Source organism: Streptomyces sp. NBC_01571 (assembly GCF_026339875.1).
Lineage (GTDB): Bacteria > Actinomycetota > Actinomycetes > Streptomycetales > Streptomycetaceae > Streptomyces.
In genome coordinates this window covers 222,998-245,263 of sequence record NZ_JAPEPZ010000001.1, presented here as the reverse complement: position 1 = coordinate 245,263, position 22,266 = coordinate 222,998, and the positions used below count along the sequence as shown (strand labels likewise).

The following is a 22,266-nucleotide window of genomic DNA, read 5'->3' as shown; positions in this document are numbered from 1 at the left end:
CGACTCAGCTTACTCCTGAGTTGCGTTTTCACATCCAGCTACCTATGTTGGAAATACCTATTCAGCATCTCAGGGATGAGGAACCATGGACATCAGGAACGCAGTGGCGGTCGTGACCGGCGCCAACCGCGGTCTGGGCCGGCACTTCGCCGCCCAGCTGCTCGAGCGGGGCGCCGCGAAGGTCTACGCGGGCGTCCGCAACCCGTCGTCGGTCGACCTGCCCGGGGTCGTCCCGCTCGCCCTGGACATCACGGACCCGGACTCCGTGGCACGGGCGGCGGAGGCCGCCGCGGACGCGACGCTTCTCATCAACAACGCCGGAATCAGCACCCACGTCGGGCTCGCCGGCGGCGACATGAGCGATATCCGCCTGGAGATGGAGACGCACTTCTTCGGCTCCCTCAACGTCACCCGGGCCTTCGCTCCGGTGATCGCCGCGAACGGGGGCGGGGGCATCCTCAACGTGCTCTCCGTGCTCAGCTGGGCGCACTACCCGAACTACGGCGGCTACAGCGCCGCCAAGGCCGCCGAGTTGGCCATGACCAACGTGACACGGCAGGAGCTGGCACCGTCCGGAATCGACGTCACCGCCTTGCACGTGGGCTACATGGACACCGACATGGCGGACTACGTGGACGGTTCCGACAAGGTCGACCCCGCGTGGGTGGCCGGCCTCGCACTCGACGGAGTCCAGGACCGCGCGCTCGAAGTCGTCGCCGACGACAAGAGCCGCACCGTCCGCTCCGCACTCTCCGGCGACCTCGCGAACCTCTACCCGGGCCTGCCCGCGACGCGCTGAGCGTACGCCGCTCGGCGGCCCGACGGGGACACCGCGCTGCCGGGAGACCCGCCCGCGCCTGCCGGAACCGCCGGCGCCGGGGGGAATCACCCTGTCCTGGACCACGCCTGGGCCGCCCCACCCCCGCGAGGCCGCGCACTCCCGGTGTGCGACCCGAGGCGCCGGGATCGAACGGTGCTTCCGCGACGAGACGTCGGAGGAAATCGACCGCTATGCCACGTCGGCGGGCGGCAGTGTGGCAGCTGCGCGGGCCCTGCCGACGGTCTCGCCTCGTTTCGAGGTGGGGAAGCGGTCGATCATGGCGCGCAACTCTTCGGCGCTGACATCGGCGCCGAAAGGTTCGGTCCCCGGTTCCAGGCGCACGCCCTCGGCGAGCGGGCCGACGGCGACGGGGTCGAAGCCGAGGGCGCTCACGAGGCGGGCGGTCGTGGCCCGGTCGGCAGGGTCCTCACCGGCGATGGCGATCGCCTTGCGGCCGGGCGTGCCCACAGGCCGGGCCTCGTCCTCGAGGTCGTGGTAGCCCATGTGGTTGAAGGCCTTGACCACACGGGAGTCCGGCAGGAAGGCCTGGACGATCTCGCTGGTGGAGGTGCGGGGGTCGGTGAAGTCGGGGCGCACGCCGTCGACCTCCCACCAGTAGTTCATCGCGTCGATGACCAGCTTGCCCCGCAGCGCGTCGACCGGAATGCCGCGGTGCTTGCCCAGGGGGAGGGCCAGAATCGCGACGTCTGCCTGGGCCGCCGCCTCGGCCGCGGTGACCGCGACGGCACCCGGGGTGAGGACCTCGATGGTGAGCGCGATCTTCTCGGTCGCGCCCGAACCGGCGATCAGCACGCGAAAGCCTGCGGCGAGGGCAAGCCGCGCCAGTACGGTTCCCACCTTCCCTGCGCCCAGGATGCCGATGGTGCGGACGTCCTCGTTACTCATGTCGTGCCCTTTCCGCGAGTCAGCCGGCGAGGATGTCGCGGACCATGGGAATGACCTTCGTGCCGTACAGCTCGACCGCCCGCAGACGGGCACTGATCGGCTGCGCGCCCGCGGTGTAGATGAGGTCGAACCTGCCGACGCCGAGTTGGCGAACGGCGCCGGCGATCTTGCGGGCCACCGTCTCCGGTGAGCCGATGTACAGGGAGCCGTGCTCGATCTCCGCCTCGTACTCCTCCCGGCGTATCGGCGGCCAGCCTCGCAGGGCGCCGATGCGGTCGCGAATGACCCGGTAGCTCGGCCAGTGCAGCTCCCGGGCTTCTTCGTCGGTGTCGGCGATGAAGCCGGGGGAGTGCATTCCCACCGGATGCGCGGTGGTGCCGAACTGGTCGGCCGCGCGCCGGTAGAGGTCGATGTAGGCCGCGAACCGCTCGGGAGAACCGCCGATGATGGCGAGCATGAGGGGAAGCCCGTAGTGGGCCGTGCGAATGACCGACTGGGGTGAGCCACCGACACCGACCCAGGTGGCCAGGTGCCCGGACTCGGTGGGGGGAAAGACCTCGGCGTCCTCCAGGGGAGCCCGCACGGTGCCCTTCCACGTGACGGGCTTCTCCTCCAGCAGCCTCGAGAACAGCTCGATCTTCTCCTCGAACAGCGTGTCGTAGTCGGCGAGGTCGTATCCGAACAGGGGGAACGATTCCGTGAAGGAGCCGCGGCCGAGGATCACCTCGGCCCGGCCGCCGGAGAGGGCGTCGACGGTGGAGAAGCGCTGGAACACGCGGACGGGGTCGTCGGAACTCAGCACCGTCACGCCGGAGGCGAGCCGGATGCGCGTGGTGCGCGTGGCGATGCCGGCGAGCACGGTCTCCGGGGACGAGATCGAGTACTCCGCCCGATGGTGTTCGCCGAGCGCGATGACGTCGACGCCGAGGTCGTCCGCGAGGACGGCTTCGTCGAGGACCTGCCGGATCGCCCGCGCGTGGGAGACCAGCACACCTGAGTCGTCCGTGGGTACGTCGCCGAACGTGTCGAGGCCGAAGGTGAGATCAGACATGGATGGGCTCCTTGGTGAGCAGTTCCCTTACCAGCGGGGCGACTTCGCGGCCCAGCAACTCGATCGTGCGAGCGCGGGCCTGGCGAGGCAGGCGCATGATGTCGTATTTGAGGTCGAAACGGCTCAGTCGGAGGTCGCGGGCCGTTCTGGCGATCTTGTGGGCGACGGTTTCCGGGGAGCCGACGAAGAGCGCGCCATGGTCGATCTCGGCCATGTACCGTTCGCGGGTCGGCTTGTAGAACCCTCGCTCCTCTGCCGCCTGGGCCACGACCGGTTTCCAGTACTGCCACCAGGTCTCGGTCGCCTCCTCGTCGGTGTCGGCGACGAGTCCCAGCGAGTGCTGGCCGATCGGTTGCGGATCGTGTCCGGATTGCCGCAGCGCCCGGTGGAAGAGGTCGACGTGGCCGGCGAACCGCTGCGGACGCCCGCCGATGACGGCCATCATCAGGGGCAGTCCGTAACGGGCGGCACGGAGCACGGAGTGCGGGCTGCCGCCCACTCCGATCCAGGTGGGGATGCCTCCTCGGGGCATCCGGGGACGCAGCCGCTGTGCGGCGAGCGATCTGCGGAACGCGCCCGACCAGGTCACCGTCTCCTCCCGCTGCAGACGCATGAAGAGCTCGAGTTTCTCCTCGAACAGTTCCTCGTAGTCGGCGAGTTCGTAGCCGAAGAGAGGGAAGGACTCGGTGGCCGACGCACGCCCGAGCACGATCTGGGCCCGGCCGCTCGACACGGCGTCCAGAGTCGCGAAATCGTGGTACAGGCGCACGGGATCGTTGGTACTCAGAACGGTCACCGATGTGCCGAGGCGGATGCGCTCCGTGACAGCGGCGATGGCGGAGAGCAGAACAGGAGTGGCACTGTCGACGTGTCCGGGCCGGTAGTGCTCACCGATGCTGAAGACGTCCACCCCCGATGATTCGGCGAGTGCCGCCTCCTCGACGAGCAGGCGGACGGTCTCGGCGTCGCTCAGCGTCCGGCCGTCGTCGGTGGCGACCTCCCCGAACGAGTCGAGGCCGATTTCGAAGGTCAGCGGCGTCATGGTCTCCTCCTCAGGCGGCCCGTAAGCAGCTGACCACTCAGAAGTAAGTAATTGACACGTCAAGTATATCGCTATGATACATGCTTGATTCGTCAATCAAGGGGGCGAGGTTGTGCGGCGGTGCGGGCGCGCCTCGGGCCGCCGTGAAGCGGCCCGCTGCTCGCCGCCTCAATCGTAAGGCATGTAGTTTATGTGTCAACTAAGTGTCTGCGGTGACGGCCGCGTCGAGTGTCCGGCCGAGGCCGTCGAACGGTCCCCGCCCGCGGCTCCGCCCCCCCCGCAGCCCCGGCGCCGCGCGGGACCGGAGACCCGGACAGCGCACGGGAGGTGACGAGAACTGCCGGGTGAGCCGGCTTACCCGGCGGTGTCCCGGTAGGTCTCCAGGAGCCTCAGCCAGACCTCGCTGATGGTGGGGAAGGCGGGAACGGCGTGCCAAAGCCGTTCGATCGGCACCTCACCTGCGACGGCGATCGTGGCCGAGTGCAGGAGTTCTCCGACGCCTGGACCCGCGAAGGTGACGCCGGCCACGGTGCCGCGGTCGGTGTCGACCAGCATGCGGGCCCGGCCCCGGTAGCCCTTGGCGTACTGCTGTGCGCCCGCGAGACCGGCGAGGTCGTAGTCCACCACCTCGACCCGGCGTCCGGTCCGCTCCGCTTCGTGCGTGGTGAGGCCGACGGAGGCTATCTCGGGGCTGGTGAACACGACTTGAGGTACGGCGACGTGGTCGGCGGTCGCGGCGTGTGCGCCCCAGCGGGCGTCGTCGACCGGCGTTCGCCCGGCGCGCGCGCCGATGGCCGCTCCGGCCGTTCGGGCCTGGTACTTGCCCTGGTGGGTCATCAGAGACCGCCCGTTGACGTCGCCGACGGCGTAGAGCCAGCCTTCGGCGACGTCCGTCACGCGGCAGGTGTCGTTCACGATGAGCCAGTCGCCCGGTGCGAGGCCGACGGTCTCCAGGCCGACGTCCGCGGTCCGCGGCGCTCGGCCGGTGGCGAACAGGACCTCGTCCGCGGCCAGTTCCTCCCCGCCGGCGAGGCTGAGCCGTACTCGGCCGTCCGTGCCGCTTCGGCGCTCCACGGAGGTGACCTCGACTCCCAGCCGTATGTCGACGCCGGCTTCGAGGAGGCCTTCCACGACCAGTTCACCCGCGAACGGCTCCATCTTCGTCAGCAGTCCGTCGCCGCGGACCAGCAGGGTCACCTGTGACCCGAGCGCCTGCCAGGCGGTCGCCAGTTCTACGGCGACCACACCGCCGCCCACCACGGCCAGGCGGCCCGGTACCCGGCCGGCGGCGGTCGCCTCGCGGTTGGTCCACGGTCCTGCGGTGTCGAAGTCCGGGCAGGTCGGGCAGGTCGGTGCCGGTGCCCGTGCAGAGCGCGACGGCGTGCCGCGCGGTCAGTCGCACGGTGCCCCCGTCGGGAGTCCGCACCGCCACCTGTCGGGGGCCGGCGAGCCGCCCGTGACCGCGGACGAGGTCGACGGACACGGATCCGAGCCAGTCGGCCTGGTCCTCGTCCTTCCAGTACGCGGCCATCCTGTCGCGGTGTGCGAGGACCGCGTCCACGTCCAGCGGCCCTTGCACCGCCTGGCCAGCCCCGGTACGCGGCGCGCGTCGGCGCGGGCGACCACCGGCCGCAGCAGGGCCTTGCTGGGCTCGCAGGCCCAGAACGAGCACTCGCCGCCGAGCAGTTCGCGTTCCACGATCACGGTACTGAGCCCGGTGGCGCGGGCGCGGTCTGCCACGTTCTCGCCGACCGGTCCGCCGCCTATGACGACCACGTCGTAGGTGCGCGAGGCCTCGTCCATCACTGTTCCTGTCATGTGTCGGGATGCTCCGGCCCCGGTCGGAAACCGGCGGGCCGGAACGTGGGTGTTCTGGCGCGTGTGCGGCGGGGAGGGGGTGTCGTCACCGGCCGGGCAGCCGGGTCGTCACCTCCTGCAGCACCCATCCGTTGCCGTCCGGGTCGCTGAAGGCGGTGAACGAGCCGTAGCTGGCGCGCTGCGGATCGGGGCCACTGACCCGGCCTTCTTCCGTGCCACGGTGGAACACCCCGCCCGCGTCGTGGAAGATCTCGCTCATCTCGACACCTCGGCCGACGAGCTCGGCGCGGGCCGCCACGACGTCCGTGACGACGAGGTGCAGGCCCTGCGTCGAACCCGGTGCGGCCGTGGTGACCCCGGTGCCGAAGAGGATCGAGCACTGTGAGCCGGGCGGCGTCAGGTGCACCACGCGGTAGCTGTCGTCGGCGACGTAGTCGACGTCCAGGCGGAAGCCGGCCTTCTCGTAGAAAGCCTTGGCCCGGTCGACGTCGGAGACGGGCAGCACGACGACTTCGAGTTTCAGATCCATTTTTTTGCCTTCTCTTTCGCGGACGGGGGCCGGGGCCTCGGTGCGTCACCGTTTAGACAGGTGAGATCATGGCATCGCTGCTCGTCACCGGTCAAGCAGGTGACGGAGGCGCCGGGCGTCCGATCGGCCGCGGGCCCGTGCGAGCCGATCCGCACGGGCGCTTCTCGGCGCGCTCGCGGCCCAGACCGCGCGAAGCAGATCCGGCTGCGCGAGACTGGAGGCACCGGCCGAGCCGAGGGGCCCAGAACGGCGGAAGGTCATGGACGGATCGGAAGTCGGTAGCACGCGGACCGCGGGAAGTACGCCTGACGCGGCCGGTCAGGCATCGCTCCTGGTGGATGCCGTAGGCGTGGTGGTCCGGTGGAGCCCGGCAGCCGAGGAACTGCTGGGCCACCCGGCGCGGTGGGGTGTCGGCCGGTCGGTCACGGAACTGCTTGCCGCGGCCTCGCCCGGCCACTTCGGGGCGAGCGACACCGCGTTCAGACACCGGGACGGGCACGCGGTCGGCTGCCGGATCCGTGTGTGCGCCGAGCAGGACCTGCAGTTCGGTGCGTGCTGGCGGGTCGATCTGTCACCCGCGCCGGCCGAGCCGGCCGCCGCTGTCGACCAGGCACTGCTGGAGGCGCTGTTCACCCGTTCCCCGATCGGCCTGTTCGTCCTGGATCCGGAGCTGCGTCTGACGCGGTACAACGCGGCGGCGCAGGGGATGCAGGGCACGCGGGTGACCGAGGCCCTCGGGCTACGCCCCACCGAGGCGTGGCCCGGCTTCAGTTCCGAGATGGCCGAGCAGGTGATGGCCAAGGTGCTGGAGACCGGCGAGCCGGCGATCGCCTTCGAAAAGCGGGGGCGACCGCCCGGCGACCCCGAGCACGAGCACGTCTATTCGGCGTCCGTGTTCCGCCTGCAGGACCCCGACGGACGCATCATGGGCGTCGCCGACACCGTGGTCGACGTCAGTGACCGGCACCGGGCACAGCAGCGCCTCGCACTGGTGGCCGAGGCAGGCGCCCGTATCGGGACCACCCTTGACGTGCTGCGCACCGCGCAGGAACTGGCTGAGGTGGTGGTTCCCCGGCTGGCCGACAGCGTGGCCGTGGAACTGCTCGAACCGGTGCTTGCCGGACACGAGGTGCCGCACGGGCCGGGGGAGGCCGGATGGACCCTCCAGCGCGCCGCCTCTCGATCCACCCGCGCGGATGCCACGCCAGGGGTGTACGCGGTCGGTGAGCCGAGCAACTATCCCGGTGACGCGGCCGCCATGCGGGTCCTGGCCGACCGCAAGGCGTGCCTGGTGCGTACGGTCGACGAGGACAGCGCCTGGATACGCGATGACATGGTCCGTGGCCGGCGGCTCCTGGAGGAGCGGATCCACACGTTGATGATGGTGCCCCTGGTCGCGCGTGAGAGCGTCCTTGGTCTCGTCGCCTTCTATCGCTGGAGCGCTCGCGGCGCCTTCGGCGACGAAGACCTCACCCTGGCCCAGGACCTCGCGGGCCGCACCGCCGTCGCCCTGGACAACGCCCGCCGCTTCGTCCGCGAGCGAAACGCCGTGCTCTCCCTGCAGCGTGGCATGCTGCCCCAGGCTCCTCCCGCTCCGCACTCGGTGCGCACCGCGCACCATGTGGTGTACTCCGGCGCGGGCGGCGACTGGGCCGACGTGATCGCTCAACCCGGGGCGCGCGTGGGCCTGGTGACGGGCAGCGCCCCCGGTCGCGGCATGCGTACGGCGGCCACCATGGGCCGACTGCGGACGGCCGTGCACATCCTTGCGGCCCTGGATCTGGCACCGGACGAGGTCATGGCGCGCCTCGACGACGTCGTTCACCAGATGGACGCGGAGAACAGTGAGCCGGCGACCGGCAGCGAGGCCGCCGGGGCCACCTGCCTGTACCTCGTCTACAACCCGGTCACCCGGCAGTGCGTCATGGCCACGGCCGGACGGCCGGGGTTGGCCGTGGCCCGTCCGGACGGCACGGTCACCTTCCCCGATCTTCCGGTGGGGGCACCCCTGGGCCGGCCCGGACCGTCCTTCACCAAGTTCGAGCTGACGGTGCCCGACCAGACCCGCCTGGTGCTGTACACGGCCGGACTGGTGCAGGCTTTCGGCGACGATGGTGGACACGTCGAGGTCACGCGACTGCTCGCCGCGTCCCGTCAGCCCCCGCAGGACCTGTGTCTGAGCCTCGCCGAGAACCTCATCCCCGTCGACCCCCCGCAGGACGCGGCGGTCCTGGTGGCGTGCACCCGGGCCCTCGACCCCTCCCACGTCGCCACCTGGAGTCTGCCCGCCGTCCCCGCAGCCGTGGCCACGGCCCGCACCCTCGCCTCGGGCCAACTGGGCGCGTGGGCCCTGGACGACGAGGTCTTCGCCACCGAACTCATCGTCAGCGAACTGGTCACCAACGCCATCCGGTACGCCGAACCGCCCGTACGACTACGGCTGATCTACGATCGCACCCTGACCGGAAAACTCGACGGTCAGGTGGGTACTGCGAGATAGCCCCTCGGCGGTGGCTGTCGGGGGCTCTTCCGGGGTGTTCGGGGGTGTCGGGAGGAGTTCAGGCGGCTGCCGGGGCGAGGGTGACGTCGTGGCCGAGGGCCTTGAGCTGGCGGACCAGGTCGCGGGCCTTGCGTGCGGGGTCGAGGTTGCGGGCATGGAAGTCCGCGCCCAGTTCGCGGTAGCGGGCGGTCGGGTTGGCCATCAGGTGCCAGACGGACACCAGGATCGAGCGGGCGACCGCGACCAGGGCTTTCATGTGGCCGCGGCGTTTGACGATGCGCCGGTAGCGGGCGCCGAGGAAGGTGTCGGTGCGCGCGGCGGAGATCGCCGCCTCGCCCAGGGCTCCCCGGAGCCAGGGATTGCCCTTGCCCGTCGGCCCGGAGGTGTTCTTCCCGCCGGACTGGATGGTGCGTGGGGAGAGTTTCGCCCAGGAGACAAGGTGGCCGGCGGTGGGGAAGACGGTCATGTCCAGGCCTGTCTCGGCGAGGATCACCTGAGCGGTGCTGGGGCCGACGCCGGGGATCTCGTCGAGTCGTTCCACGTCGGTGATCGGCATCAGCGTGCCCTGACCCGGGCCTTCGTCGTCCTCGGTGGTGGACAGTTCGGCCAGGCGGATGGTGATCCGGGCGGTGAGCTTGTCGATCTGCACGGTGAGGTAATCGACGGTGTCCAGCAGTATCCGGCACATGAATGCGTGGTGCTCCTCGAACCGGCCGGTCAGGGCTTCGGCGAGGGTGGTGTGACTGGCCTTGATCGTGCCGTGGGCCAGGTCCGCGAGGGCCTTGGGGCTGCGCTCGCCCGCGATCAGTGCCTGCAGCATCGCGCGCCCCGAGACCCCGAAGATGTCGGCGATCACGGTGGACAGCTTGATCTGGGCGTCTTCGAGGAGCTTCTCGGTTCGCTGCTTGTGGCGGGTGCGCTCGTGGGTCATCACCGCACGCGCCCGGGTGAGGTCGCGCAGTTCACGGACCGGCTTCGGGGGCACGAACGAGGCCCGGAGCATGCCGCGCTCGGCCAGCTTCGCCAGCCAGACCGCGTCCAGGCGGTCGGTCTTCGGCCGGCCCGGGACGTTCTTGACGTCACGGGCGTTGACCAGCCAGCACTCCAGGCCACGCGACTCCAACAGGAAGAAGTACGGCTTCCAGTAGGTCGATGTGGCTTCCATGACCACGCGGGTGACGCCCTGGCAGATGAGGTGGTCGGCCAGGTCCAGGATCGCGCCGCTGGTCGCGATGGTGTTGAAGACGCGCTGGGTCCGAAAGCCCGGCCTGTCCTCGTGCGGCAGGCGCACGCACACCATCCCGGACGCCTTGGCGATGTCGATCGCCGCGACCCGCTCCACAAGCTCGACCGCCTGCTCGATCTCCTCGATGTCTTCGGCCTCAGCCATGAACCCCTCCCCTTCACACCGTGCCAGTACAGGACGGTGCCTGCCCGTGGGACCGCTGGGGGAGCGAGAATCTGACCGGCGTGCTCGGAGGCAACAGTGCGTGGCCCCTCTGCGGTCCCGGCGCCAGACTGACCTACGGGCTCACAGTCCCAACGAAGCATCGGGGTCGGCGGGCAGGCACCGCGATCATGTTTTCACGCCAGCAAGGCGTACCCGAAAGGGATCAGGGGGACTGACCTGTGAAGTCTCCGACAGCAGCAGCGCCGCCCCCCACCTGCGGCACTCCCGCACCACCGACGAAGGCGGCCGCGGTCTGCTGCTGGTCTCGGAGTTCGCACAGCGGTGGGGGACCCGTTACGAAGACCGGGGCAAGACCATCTGGGCCGAGCAGCAACTCGCCTCAGCCGTATGACCGAGCCAGCCGGCCGCGCGACCCGAGGAGCGTCCGCCGGTCGGCACGCGCGGGAGTCGAGCACGTTGCTCGCGGCCTCTGGACACCCCCGGACCCCTATGTTGTCATGTTCACGAGGCCATCGCTTTACAACGTTGTAAGGGGAGTTCGGGAGAGATGAGGGGCTGCCCGCCGTGGTGGGCGCTCATCGTGCGGCGTCAGTGAGCAGACCGTGTCAGGCCACCGTTCAGGCTCGGAGGGGTACGTCATGGTGAGGTTGGGCAGATGGTGGGGCGCGGCGGCCGCCGTGGCGTTGCTCAGCAGTCTCCTGGGTGGGACTGGCGCAGCGCCTGCCGCGGCCGGAGTTCCGGCCGCGTCCGGTTCCCCGGCTCCGGCGGGCACATCGTTCCTCGACCACGACGCGTTGTTGAAGGGCGTGCAGGACCCGGCCTGGTTCAAGGCCAACATCCCCTTCCTGGACGTGCCCGACCAGCAGATCCGGGACGTGTACTACTACCGCTGGCAGACCTACAAGGAACATCTGGTCTACACCGGGCCGGAGTACGGCTGGCTGTCGAGCGAGTTCCTCCAGCCGGTCGGCTACGGCGCTCCGTACGGGGGGATCTCGGCCGCGGCCGGCCACCAGATCACCGAGGGGCGGTGGCTGCGCGACCAGTCGTACGCCAAGGACGTCGTCGACTACTGGCTCGGGGGCCCGGGACAGTTCTCCAAACCGCAGACCGACCAGGTGAACGCCGACACCTCGGACTGGGCCCACGAGTACAGCTTCTGGGCGGCCGACGCGGTGTGGCAGCAGATGCTGGCCACCGGGGACCGGAGCTTCGCGCAGTCCCAGTTGGCGTCGCTCGTCAAGCAGTACGACGGCTGGGGCAACCACTTCAACCCGGCTCTGGGTCTGTACTGGCAGGCACCGGTGTGGGACGCGACGGAGTACTCCGCCTCGTCGTACGAGTCCGCCGATCCGTATCACGGGGGGTATGGCTACCGGCCGACGATCAACGCCTACCAGTACGGCGACGCGCGGGCGATCGCCGCCATCGCCGCGCTGGCGGGCGACACCGGCACGGCGGACGACTTCCGAGCCCGCGCCGGCGCGCTGCGGAGCGCGGTGCAGGCGCATCTGTGGGACGCGGGGCGGCAGTTCTACTACGGTGTGGCCCGCGACAACAACCCGTCACTGGGCAAGACCGGCAGCCGCGAGCTGATGGGCTATCTGCCCTGGATGTTCGACATGGCACCGGCTGCGAATGCCGGAGCGTTCGCCCAACTCAAGGACTCCAACGGGTTCGCCGCCCCCTACGGGCCGACGACGGTGGAACGGCGCAGCCCCTGGTTCATGTACCAGGCCGGCAGTTGCTGCCGCTGGGACGGCCCCTCCTGGCCGTTCGCGACGTCCCAGACGCTGACGGCGGCGGCGAACCTGCTGGAGGACTACCCGGCCCAGTCGGCGTTCTCCAACAGCGACTACGTCCGACTGCTGCACACCTATGCCGCCACCCAGTACCGGGGCGGTGCCCCCTACGTCGCCGAGGCCCATGACCCGGACAGCGCCAACTGGCTCTACGACGGGAACAACCACAGCGAGGACTACAACCACTCCACCTACAACGACAACGTCATCTCCGGACTCATCGGCCTGCGGGGCCAGAGCGACGACACCCTGGTCGTCAAACCGCTCGCACCCTCCGGCTGGGACTACTTCGCGCTGGAGAACACCCCGTACCACGGACACAACGTGACCGTACTGTGGGACCGCACCGGAAGCCGTTACGGCCAGGGGGCCGGCCTGCACGTCTACGTCGACGGCAGCCAGGTCGCCGCCAGGACGGAACTCGGCGCGGTCACGGTCGACGTGGGCGCGCCGAACACCCCGCCGAGCGCGGACGCCACCGTGGACACAGCCGCCAACGGGCAGCGCTTCGCGTCCGGTCCGCAGCCCTTCGCCTCCTACACCTCCAGCTACGACAACGTCTGGAACGCCGTCGACGGCATCGTCTACCGGCAGGGCATTCCCGAGAACAGCCGATGGACCTCGTACGCCACCGGCCACCCCAGCGACTACTACGGCGTCGACTTCGGCCGCGCCCAGAAGACCGGTGACGTGCGGCTGTACTTCTACGACGACGGTGGCGGGGTGCGTACCCCGGCCGACTACGACCTGCAGTACTGGACCGGCACCGCATGGGCCACCGTGCCCGGCCAGACCCGCTCTCCGGCGGCACCCACCGCGAACGCCGAGAACGAGATCACCTTCCCCGCCCTGACGACCAGCCGGCTGCGCGTCGTGGCACCCAACGCCGGCGGCGGTACCGGTTGGGGTCTGTCGGAGTTCCAGGTGTGGGCCGCGCCCGTCTTCCAGATCGCCAATGTCAACAGCGGCAAACTCCTCGCTGTCGAGCACGCCTCGCTCTCCGACAGCGCCGACGTGCAGCAGTACTCGGACACGGGCACCCCGGACCACCTGTGGAAACTCGTCAAAGCCGGCAGCGGCTGGTACAAGATCGTCAATGTCAACAGCGGTCTGCTCCTCGCCGTGCAGGGCGCATCGACCGCCCTGAGCGCCCAGGTTCAGCAGTACCACTACAACGGCACCAGCGATCACTTGTGGCGGCTGATCGACGCCGACGGCGGCCAGTACAAGATCGTCAACAAGAACAGCGGTCTGCTGCTCGGCGTCGCCGGCATGTCCACCAGCGACAGCGCCGACGTCGTCCAGTACTCCGACAACGGCACCGCGGACCATCTGTGGACCCTGCGGTCAGCCGCGACGCCGTAGACCGACGACCACGACCGGACACGGCAGGCGAGAGGTTCGGAGGGAGACGTCAGAAGTCGGGCATCGACTCCACCCACTGGGCACGCCAGTCGGGTGGAGCGAACGGATCCGCGAAGTACTGGGTCTCGTGGACGACCTTGCCGTCGCGGAATTCCATGATGCTGATGGTGGACGCCGGCTTCCCGTCGTAATCGATCACGTATTCAGTGATCCAGAGGTCTCCACTGCCGAGAATCCGGCGGATGGTGAACGTGAGCTCGGCCGGATGGTGCGAGCGCAGCGCCTGTAGATTGCGGCGACCGTGGATGCGCTCACCCGACTGGGGATAATCAGTGATCACGTCGTCGTGATAGATCTCGTGCTCGGTGTCCTGGTCCCCCGCGGCGGACGCCGCCCAGTGGCGGTCCAGCGCCGCGCGAATCTCCTGGTCGCCCATCGGGTTTCCTCCGACCACAGAAAGTATCGGACGCGTTCCCCCTCCGACGTCCCGGCCTCCTGGGAACCAGCGTAGTCGCCGGGCCGGCTGCACGGGTGGGCGAGGCGCCCCCGTGGGAGGCCGCCTCGCCGCCACGGATCAGGCCCAGGTCATGTTGATCCCGGGAGAAGAGGCTCAGTTCGTCGCGTCCGGTGATCGGACGTATGGTCAGGCTGTTCAGGTCCACGGTCGAGTCATGCTCCAGTGAAGGGCGCTCGTCCGTTCCGAGGTCAGATCCTGTCCGTACCCCGGGAGGAGACGAGCGCGGTGGTCGCGGAGATCATCTGCTTGTCCCTCCTCTCCCCTTGATACGTCTTCTTGACATGTCTTCAGCTTCGGGCCGAAGGATCGGTGACTACATCTGGCCGACCGCGGTCCGTGACCGCAATCCCTTTTTCGGTCCGGGCAGGCGTGGCGAGGTGTCCCCGGCCGTGGTCCGGCGTGGTGCCGGGGACACCCGTGTGCGACGTGGATCAGCCGGAGGTCGCCGGGGCGGCCTTCAGCCGGAGGTTCGCGCGGACCGTCCGGTCCGCACGCACCTTGGTCGTTCGGTACGCGGTGACGTGGCCGGGAGCGCTCACGCGCAGCGTGTGCCTGCCCGGGCCGGCGACGAACAGGGTGTAGAAGCCGTCGCCGACGGCCGTGTCGTCCGGCGTCGCCACGCTGACCGTCGTGGCGTCCGACTGCCGGGAGTCGGCCACGGTGGCGCCGACCAGGCCCGCGCCCGTGCGGCTGTCGCGGACGGTGCCGACGGTCAGGCCGCCGGACACCGGTACGAGGTCGCGCGTGCCGACGTACACGTCGTCGACGGACCAGTAGTAGCCCCAGTTCGCCACGAAGTGGAAGCGCAGTTGGACCGCCTTGTCACCCGCGTACGCCCGCAGTGGGACGTGCACGGTCCGGTGGTCCCTGCCGTCCCCGCTCGTGGAGGAGGTGGCCCAGGCCGTCTGCCAGGTGGTGCCGCCGTCGGTGGTGACGTCCACGCTCATCTGCTGGTTGTTCGGGTTGTACAAATAGGCAGTCTTGAAGTCGAGTTCGGCCGACTCGCTGCCGGAGAAGTCGTACACCGGACTGATCAACTGGCTGTCCTGGTGCGGGCCGATCGGCCAGTTGTCACTCTCGACGACCGCGAAGGAGCCGCTGCCGCCGGTCGCGTTGCCGCGCTGGATCGGGTCGTCGAACTCCCAGCCGTTGTCGGTCCCGGAGGCGTTGGCCACCGTCCACCCCTGCGGGGCCGAGGTGTTGGAGTCGAACGTCTCCGTGGTGCCCTCGCGTCGCAGGGTGTAGCCGACGGCCGTGGCGGAATCGGGGTCCGCGGCCAGGGTGAAGTTCCTGCCGACCGGGTGTCCGCCGACAGAGACGGTCTGTTCGGCGGTCTCGTATCCGGGCAGCGCGGCGGCGACTTCGAGGCCGTAGTCCGCGCCCTTGGGCAGGGAGAGCGCGTAGGCGCCGGTGGCGGGGTCGGTCCAGACCGGGGCTTCGGGAGAACCGTCCACCGTGACCTTGGCGTAGAGCGGCCAGCCGTGGCCGGAGCCGTCCTTGACGGTGCCGTGGACCTTCTCGCGCGGGATCGCGGCGAGGCGGAAGTCGCGGGTCAGGGACTGGCCGTCGGCGACGGTGAGGGTGGCGGGGGCCGAGGCGGTGTAGCCGAAGGCGCGGACCGTGAGGTCCTTGACAGTGCCCGCGGGCAGGTCCAGCTGGTAGGCGCCCCGGCTGTCGGTCGTCGCGACGTCCAGACCCGAGCCCACGGTCGCGTGGGCGACGGGCTTGCCGGACTTCGCGTCCTTGACCGTGCCCGACAGCGTGCCGTGCGGCCCGCTGCGGAACGCGGCCAGGCCTGCGGGGGTGCCGAGGCCGGTCGGGCCGTCGTAACCGGGACCGGCATGGCACAGGTAATCGGTGGTGCAGGTGCCGTTGGTACCGGTGGTGACGTCGTTCAACCCGGCGCCGCCGGCCGCGTACGGGTACGAGGCGGGGGAGGTGCCGGGGCGAGGGGCGCCCGCGAGCGCGTACACCGAGGCGATCAGCGGGGTGGCGGCGCTGGTGCCCCCGTACCGCTGCCAGCCGACACCGCCCGCACCGTACGTCAGATAGACGGCAACGTTGTCAGCGACCGCGGAGACATCCGACACGCTGCGGCCGGTGCACCCGGAGTCCTTCTGGTAGTCGGGCTTCGCCTGGTACTGCGCGCACCCGGAGCCGGGTCCGTAGGGGTCACGTGCCCAGACCGTCTCCGTCCAGCCGCGGGCGGTGTCCGGCGCGGGAGTGAGCGCGGTTCCGCCGACGGCGGTCACGAAGGGCAGCGTCGAGGGGAACGAGACTCCGTACCGGTTGTCGCCGGTGGCCGCGACCACGGCGACGCCGGGATGGTCGTAGGAGGCGCCGTAGGTGGACAGGTCGGAGGCGAAGTCACCCGGCCGGCCATAGGAGTTGGACACGTACTTGGCGCCGAGGGCGACGGCGCGGTCGACACCGGCGGCGAGGTTCTCCAGACCGTCGTTGTCCGTCTCGACGAGGAGGATGTGAGCGCCCGGGGCCGATGCGGAGACCATGTCCAGGTCGAGGGCGATCTCGCCCGCCCACGATTCACTGGGCTGCGGGTAGGAGGTGCCGCCGCGCTGGTCGACCTTGCTGAAGCAGCCGTTGGCGGTCGTACAGGCGGGGAGGCCGTACTGCGCGCGGTAGACGGCCAGATCGGCCTCGGCGTGGGGGTTGTCGTACGCGTCGACGATCGCGATCGTCTGGCCTGCGCCGCCGTCCGCGGGCAGACTGTAGGCGCTCTGGATGTCCTGGGGGCCGAGCCCGGCGGGGGTGGCCGTGGCACCGAGCCGCATGACGGGAGTCTCGTCGGCGGCGCGCATCGCGTAGCAGGTCGCCCGGTCCTTGCCGGGCGTCCCGCACACGGGCTCGAGCCGGGTCGGGGTGTTCTGTCCGTTCGCGTCCGTCGCGGTCGCCGCTGCCGGCGTCCCGGCGAGAACGTGTGGGGAGTCGGAGGCCTGGGCCGCCTGCGCCGAAGGCAGCCCCCCCCAGCAGTACGAGGGTCGCGGCCGCCCCCAGCGCCACGACACCTCGGCCGAGTATGCGGAAGCCGGTGGCGGCACTTCTCGCGGGTGGTGATGTCGACACTGTTCACCAATCCATGAAAGGGCCCAACGCGGGCCCAGCGGTCGCGGATTCACATCCGCCGATGATCAATTACGAGTCCCGGACGACGACGTGTCAATGCATCACTTGTTAGAGCCGCATTTCGCAGGCACGCATATCGGCGACAACCCTGACAAGCGGGTTCGCTGAGAGGACTCCGGGTACCGCAGGTCATGGCGAGCGCTTGCTGCCCACGGTCGGCCGGCAGCGCTTCGTCGCCCGGCCGTGGTTCTCGTACCGGACCAGGCACCAGTCGGCGACGGGCCACTGGAGTGGTGTGCGGCGAGAACGGCACCCCCGCGCGGCGCGGGTCCGGGGGATCGGTCCGGGATCCGCGTTTAATCGCGCCGGAGAACCGAAGCGCCAGGCGCCCAGAGCACTGACGGGCTCGGATCTCCGAGCCATGTCCCACAGCGCTTGAGGGAGATTGCCATGAGCGGCACCACGCAATTGCCGACACCGTCAGGTCCCTACCTGGACGAAGGACTGCTGCCCGCCGATTTCTACGCCTTCGAGGAACTGCTCACGGACAGCGAGCGGGAGAAGATCGAGTCCGTCCGCGGGTTCCTCCGCACGCAGGCCGCTCCGATCGTCGACGACTACTGGGCCCGGGCCGAATTCCCCTTCCAGTTGGTCGAGGGCTTCGGGAATCTCGGGCTGGTGGACTGGGCCGACCCGGACTCCACGGAATCCAGGCCGACGAACCTCTTCTCAGGCTTCCTCGCCCTCGAGTTGGCACATGCCGACGCGTCCTTGGCGACGTTCTCCGGCGTGCACACGGGTCTGGCGATGGGCACCATCCTCGCCTGTGGCTCCGACGAACAGAAAAGGCGTTGGCTGCCGGCGATGAGCCGCTTCGAGAAGATCGGTGCCTTCGCCCTGACCGAGCCGCACGGGGGTTCCGACGTGGCGGGCGGTCTGCGCACGACCGCGCGCAGGGACGGCGACGAGTGGGTCCTCGACGGAGCCAAGCGGTGGATCGGAAACGCGACGTTCGCCGACCTGGTGGTCGTCTGGGCCCGTGATGTCGACACGCAGCACGTCCTGGGCTTCGTCGTGGAGAAGGACACCCCCGGGTTCACCGCGACGAAGATCGAGAACAAGATGGCGCTGCGCATCGTGCAGAACGCCGACATCGTGCTCGAGGGCTGCCGCGTTCCCGAGGCCAACCGGCTGCAGAACGCGAACACCTTCAAGGACACCGCCAACATCCTGCGCCAGACACGCAGCGGCGTGGCGTGGCAGGCGGTGGGGGTGATGTTCGGCGCCTACGAGATCGCCCTGCAGTACGCGAAGGAACGCGAGCAGTTCGGGCGCCCGATCGGAGGCTTCCAGCTCGTGCAGGACCTGCTCGTGAAGATGCTCGGCAACGCCACGGCCTCGTGCGGGATGGTGACGCGCCTGGCCCAGTTGCAGGACGCCGGGATCTTCCGGGACGAGCAGTCGGCTCTGGCGAAGGCGTACTGCACCGTGCGGATGCGCGAGAACGTGGGTTGGGCCAGGGAACTCCTGGCCGGCAACGGCATCGTCCTCGACTACAAGGTCGGCCGCTTCGTCGCCGACGCCGAGGCCCTCTACTCGTACGAGGGCACGCGGGAGATCCAGACCCTGATCGTCGGACGCGCCGTCACCGGCGGCCTCAGCGCCTTCGTGAAGTGATGACGATGACCACCGAATCCGTCTTCACCGGCCTGAAGGTCCTCGATGCGTCCTCGTTCATCGCGGGACCGGCCGCGGCGACCATGCTCTCCGACTTCGGAGCGGACGTCATCAAGATCGAGCCGCCGGGGATGGGCGACCCCCAACGGCGGCTGAGTTCCGTGCCACCCAGTCCGCGGGCCCAGGCCAACTACGGCTGGCACCTCGCCAACCGCAACAAGCGGGGCATGGTCATCGACCTGAAGTCACCGGCTGCTGTCGAGGTCCTCGAGCGACTCGTCCGGTGGGCCGACGTGGTGATCACCAACTTCCCGCACGGCACACGCGAGAAGCTGCACCTCGGCTACGAGGAGGTCGCGGGCTGGAACCCGAAGGTCGTCTACGCCGACATCACCGGCTTCGGGGACGCCGGCCCCGACGCACGGCAGCCGGGCTTCGACCTGACCGCCTACTGGTCGCGCAGCGGCCTGCTGGCCTCCACCCGCGACGCGGGAGCCCCGCCGACCGTCCCGGTCTGGGGCAGCGGCGACTACACGACCGCGATCGCCCTCTACGCCGCGATCACGACCGCCCTCTACCGCCGCGAACGGACCGGACAAGGCGCCGACGTCGGAACCTCGCTGCTCGCCACCGGGGTCTGGGCCACGGGAACACTCGTGGCCGGCGCACTCGCCGGCGGCACACCGTTCGAGCTGCACGACCGGAAGGCGCCCGCGAACCCGCTGATCAACCCGTACCGGACCGCGGACGGCGAGTGGTTCATGCTCGTCGCCTCGCCCTCGCACTGGCCGGGGCTGACACGGGCCATCGGACACCCCGAGCTGCTCGAGGATCCCCGCTTCGCGGATCTCGAGGGCTTCGTCCGGAACGCCGCCGCGCTGAGCGAGATGCTCGACACCGAGTTCCGGTCGCGGCCCTTCGCCCACTGGACGGACGTCCTGGGGCGGGAACGCATCACATACAGCCTCATCCAGACGCCCGAGGAGACCGCCCAGGACCCGCAGTTGCGCGCCAACGACATCGTGGTGCCCCTGGAAGGGGTCGAGGGGCTGGCGGAGACCATCAGCAGTCCCGTCAACCTGCGCGGAGTACCGAAGGCGTCGGCGAAGCGGGCACCGGACCTGGGCGAGCACAACGACGAGATCCTCACCCAGCTGGGATTCGACCCCACCGAGATCGCCGAACTGCGCACCCAGGGAGCGATTCCCGGGACCACGGGCGCGGAGGCTCAGTCGTCTTGAGCACGACGTTCCGCCGCTTCCCGACCGGGGATTCGGCGGCCTCGCGCGCACGACGGCGCACAACTCGTTGATCCCCGCGGCCGGGGCCGGCCCCGGCCGCGGAGCCGAAACGGTGACCGAGGGCCACGTACCGTCCGACGCAGTCGGCGAGAAGCATCTCCCGACGGTTTCCCCCCGACGTGTCCGTGGTTCTCCACCGTCGGCGCAGCCTCTCCGTCATGGACGCCATCGGATCGTGTCCGGCGCACCCGGAGGTGGGGATGGCTCGCTTGCGCAGCCAGCGGCGCCTGGAGAGGGACTGCGGGTCGTGGTTGCGCAACAGTTGCTGGCACTCGCGCCCGGCCTCGCATGGTCTTTCGTACCGATGCCGCCGCAGCGATCGCGGGTTGAGCTTTACGCGGCCAGCCGACGTGACGTCCCGCACCGGGACATCGAACCGTCGCGGAGACCGTGTGCCGACGAGATGGCGCGCGGGCCTCGCGGCGTCGACTTCATCACGATCGACGGGAGCGCGCCCGAACACCCCAACCGCTCCGAGGCATTGGCCAAGACAGGGCCAGGTCGCCGGGAATAGCCATCGTTGCGGTGACCGTCATCTGGCGTTCATACCTGTCTCACCGCTCCGGTCGACCGTGCTTCCTAGCGTCCGTGAGTGCGCGCACCGCTGACCTGCCGCAGCCCCCTGTCAGGTTCGGAGCGCTGCTGTCCGGTCGGTGTGCAACTGCACCCGACGACGCGAAAGGCCCCTGGAATGTCCGAAGAACCCAAGCAAACCAGAATCTCTCGTCGCAACGCGCTCGGCCTGTTCGGCGCGACAGTGTCCGGCGCCGCCGCCGGGCCCCTGGTCCTCGGCGCCGGAACCGCCGAGGCGGTCCCGGCGAAGTCGGAGGTCACCGGTCTCACCACCGGCTCGGCCACCACCCCCGTCCAGGGCCTGCACCTGACCTTCGGCGCCGACCCACGCAGCCAGATGGTCGTCTCGTGGGTCACCGACGCGGCCGTCAAGAACCCTCGGGTCGTTTACGGCACGCTGAGTGGCGGCTTCGGCTCCACAGTGCACGCGACGACGAAGACCTACGTGGACGGCACCTCCGGGCGGACCGTCTGGGTCCATCACGCGCTGATCAGCAAGCTCAGGGCCGACACCGACTACCTGTACGCGGCCCAGCACGACGGCGCCACCCCCGACGCCGGCACCTTCCACACGGCGCCGTCCGGCCGAGCTCCGTTCACCTTCACCAGCTTCGGCGACCAGGGTGCGCCCAGTGTGACCTGGAAGACGGGAGCGAACCCGGCCGACGCCTCGGGCCGGGACTTCGAGCCCAACGCTACGCCCGCCGCTGCCGACATCGTCACCGGCGTCGAGAAGGTCGGCCCGCTGTTCCACCTCCTCAACGGTGACCTCTGCTACGCCAACACCGGGCCCGACCGCATTCGCGTCTGGCACGACTTCCTCACCAACAACAGCCGCTCAGCGCGATTCCGTCCGTGGATGCCGTGCGCGGGCAACCATGAGATCGAGCTGGGCAACGGCAAGCTCGGTCTCGACGCGTACCAGACCTACTTCGAGCTGCCCTCGACCGAGACCCAGCCCGAGCTCGACAACCTCTGGTACTCCTTCACGGTCGGCTCGGTGAAGGTGATCTCCCTGCAGAACGACGACATCGCCCTGCAGGAGGGCGGCGACATCTACATCAACGGCTACTCCGGCGGTCGGCAGCTCGCCTGGCTGGAGAAGGAGCTCAAGTCGGCACGGGCTTCGAAGGACATCGACTGGATCGTCATCTGCATGCACCAGGTGATGATCAGCTCGGCGACCGCCGCGAACGGCGCCGATGTCGCGCTGCGTGCGGCGTACGGCCCGCTGTTCGACAAGTACGGTGTCGACCTGGTGGTCTGTGGCCACGAGCACGACTACGAGCGCTCGTTGGCGGTGCGTGGCGTCGTCCCCGGCAGCGTCACCCTCACACCCAACCCGAGTCAGACCGCACTCGACGTGATCGACAGTGCGCACGGCACGACGCACATGGTCCTCGGCGGTGGCGGCGTGTCCGGCATCACCAACAACAGCTTCACCACAGACGACGCCGACGGTCACGGACATCACTCGGCATACGTCCAGATGGAGCATGTCGGCAAGTTCAACTCGGTCAAGGAGAAGGAGACGGCGGTTTGGATCGGCGTGCGCGACGCGGAGCATCCGTACGGCTTCGCCGAGTTCGCCGTCGACCCGGGCCGTCACCCCGGTGACATGACCCGCATCCACGTCACCTACTACAACATCATCACGCCTACAGGTGAGCTGTCGGTCTTCGAGAAGTTCACGCTCCAACGCCGTCGTAGCGACGGCGGCCACGGCCGGCACTGACCCACCGCGACCAGCAGCAGTAGGTCGTCAACGCCTGGGGCCGGGACGACGTCCCGGCCCCAGGTGCTGCCGGCCAGGAGCCCTTGGCATGTGGGTCTCGAACACCAAATCGGGACGCGACATGCTCACCGCAGA

Annotated in this window: 13 protein-coding genes and 2 pseudogenes; 7 read left to right on the top strand and 8 right to left on the bottom strand. The window is 69.5% G+C overall.

The window, feature by feature from the left end:
- The first annotated feature begins 85 nt into the window (after positions 1-85).
- Entirely contained in the window at positions 86-799 is a 714-nt protein-coding gene (locus OHB41_RS01135) for an SDR family oxidoreductase (protein ID WP_266696070.1), read from the top strand.
- A gap of 210 nt (positions 800-1,009) precedes the next feature.
- Here OHB41_RS01135 and OHB41_RS01130 read toward each other — a convergent pair whose 3' ends face one another.
- The 5 genes and pseudogenes from OHB41_RS01130 to OHB41_RS01110 all read right to left on the bottom strand — a co-directional run bounded on the left by OHB41_RS01130 (position 1,010) and on the right by OHB41_RS01110 (position 6,166).
- The gene (locus OHB41_RS01130) at positions 1,010-1,726 is read right to left on the bottom strand and encodes an NADPH-dependent F420 reductase (RefSeq protein ID WP_266696069.1); all 717 of its coding nucleotides are present in this window, start codon (positions 1,724-1,726) and stop codon (positions 1,010-1,012) included.
- 19 nt (positions 1,727-1,745) lie between these two features.
- Entirely contained in the window at positions 1,746-2,777 is a 1,032-nt protein-coding gene (locus tag OHB41_RS01125; protein WP_266696068.1) for an LLM class flavin-dependent oxidoreductase, read from the bottom strand.
- The gene (locus tag OHB41_RS01120; RefSeq protein ID WP_266696067.1) at positions 2,770-3,819 is read right to left on the bottom strand and encodes an LLM class flavin-dependent oxidoreductase; all 1,050 of its coding nucleotides are present in this window, start codon (positions 3,817-3,819) and stop codon (positions 2,770-2,772) included. Before OHB41_RS01120 ends, OHB41_RS01125 begins: the two co-directional genes overlap by 8 nt.
- A gap of 354 nt (positions 3,820-4,173) precedes the next feature.
- A pseudogene (locus OHB41_RS01115) lies at positions 4,174-5,622 on the bottom strand (dihydrolipoyl dehydrogenase family protein).
- 100 nt (positions 5,623-5,722) lie between these two features.
- The gene (locus OHB41_RS01110) at positions 5,723-6,166 is read right to left on the bottom strand and encodes a VOC family protein (RefSeq protein ID WP_266696066.1); all 444 of its coding nucleotides are present in this window, start codon (positions 6,164-6,166) and stop codon (positions 5,723-5,725) included.
- Between the two features lie 334 nt (positions 6,167-6,500).
- On the opposite strand from OHB41_RS01110, the gene OHB41_RS01105 reads away from it, so the two are divergent.
- Positions 6,501-8,666 (top strand): SpoIIE family protein phosphatase, encoded by a 2,166-nt coding sequence (locus OHB41_RS01105; protein ID WP_266696065.1) that lies wholly within the window; start codon positions 6,501-6,503, stop codon positions 8,664-8,666.
- 58 nt (positions 8,667-8,724) lie between these two features.
- Here OHB41_RS01105 and OHB41_RS01100 read toward each other — a convergent pair whose 3' ends face one another.
- Entirely contained in the window at positions 8,725-10,056 is a 1,332-nt protein-coding gene (locus OHB41_RS01100) for an IS110 family RNA-guided transposase (protein ID WP_266696064.1), read from the bottom strand.
- A 232-nt stretch (positions 10,057-10,288) separates the two neighbouring features.
- Here OHB41_RS01100 and OHB41_RS01095 point away from each other — a divergent pair.
- Together OHB41_RS01095 and OHB41_RS01090 are read left to right on the top strand one after the other, a co-directional pair.
- Positions 10,289-10,468: pseudogene (locus OHB41_RS01095) on the top strand (ATP-binding protein); the annotation flags it as partial.
- A gap of 247 nt (positions 10,469-10,715) precedes the next feature.
- Positions 10,716-13,244, top strand: coding sequence for an MGH1-like glycoside hydrolase domain-containing protein (locus OHB41_RS01090; protein ID WP_266696063.1), 2,529 nt, complete (start codon positions 10,716-10,718; stop codon positions 13,242-13,244).
- A gap of 49 nt (positions 13,245-13,293) precedes the next feature.
- Here OHB41_RS01090 and OHB41_RS01085 read toward each other — a convergent pair whose 3' ends face one another.
- Together OHB41_RS01085 and OHB41_RS01080 are read right to left on the bottom strand one after the other, a co-directional pair.
- The gene (locus OHB41_RS01085) at positions 13,294-13,680 is read right to left on the bottom strand and encodes a nuclear transport factor 2 family protein (protein ID WP_266696062.1); all 387 of its coding nucleotides are present in this window, start codon (positions 13,678-13,680) and stop codon (positions 13,294-13,296) included.
- Positions 13,681-14,192: 512 nt separating this feature from the next.
- On the bottom strand, positions 14,193-16,622 hold the full coding sequence (locus OHB41_RS01080; RefSeq protein WP_266696061.1) for a carboxypeptidase regulatory-like domain-containing protein: 2,430 nt from the start codon (positions 16,620-16,622) through the stop codon (positions 14,193-14,195).
- A gap of 673 nt (positions 16,623-17,295) precedes the next feature.
- Between OHB41_RS01080 and OHB41_RS01075 the strand changes: the two genes are divergently transcribed.
- The 3 genes from OHB41_RS01075 to OHB41_RS01065 all read left to right on the top strand — a co-directional run bounded on the left by OHB41_RS01075 (position 17,296) and on the right by OHB41_RS01065 (position 22,131).
- Positions 17,296-18,522, top strand: a complete 1,227-nt coding sequence (locus OHB41_RS01075; protein ID WP_266696060.1) for an acyl-CoA dehydrogenase family protein — start codon at positions 17,296-17,298, stop codon at positions 18,520-18,522.
- A 5-nt stretch (positions 18,523-18,527) separates the two neighbouring features.
- Positions 18,528-19,763 carry a CaiB/BaiF CoA transferase family protein gene (locus OHB41_RS01070; RefSeq protein ID WP_266696059.1) on the top strand — a complete coding sequence of 412 codons (1,236 nt, stop codon included), beginning with the start codon at positions 18,528-18,530 and terminating at the stop codon, positions 19,761-19,763.
- Between the two features lie 751 nt (positions 19,764-20,514).
- Positions 20,515-22,131 (top strand): purple acid phosphatase family protein, encoded by a 1,617-nt coding sequence (locus OHB41_RS01065; RefSeq protein WP_266696058.1) that lies wholly within the window; start codon positions 20,515-20,517, stop codon positions 22,129-22,131.
- The last annotated feature ends 135 nt before the right edge of the window (positions 22,132-22,266 follow it).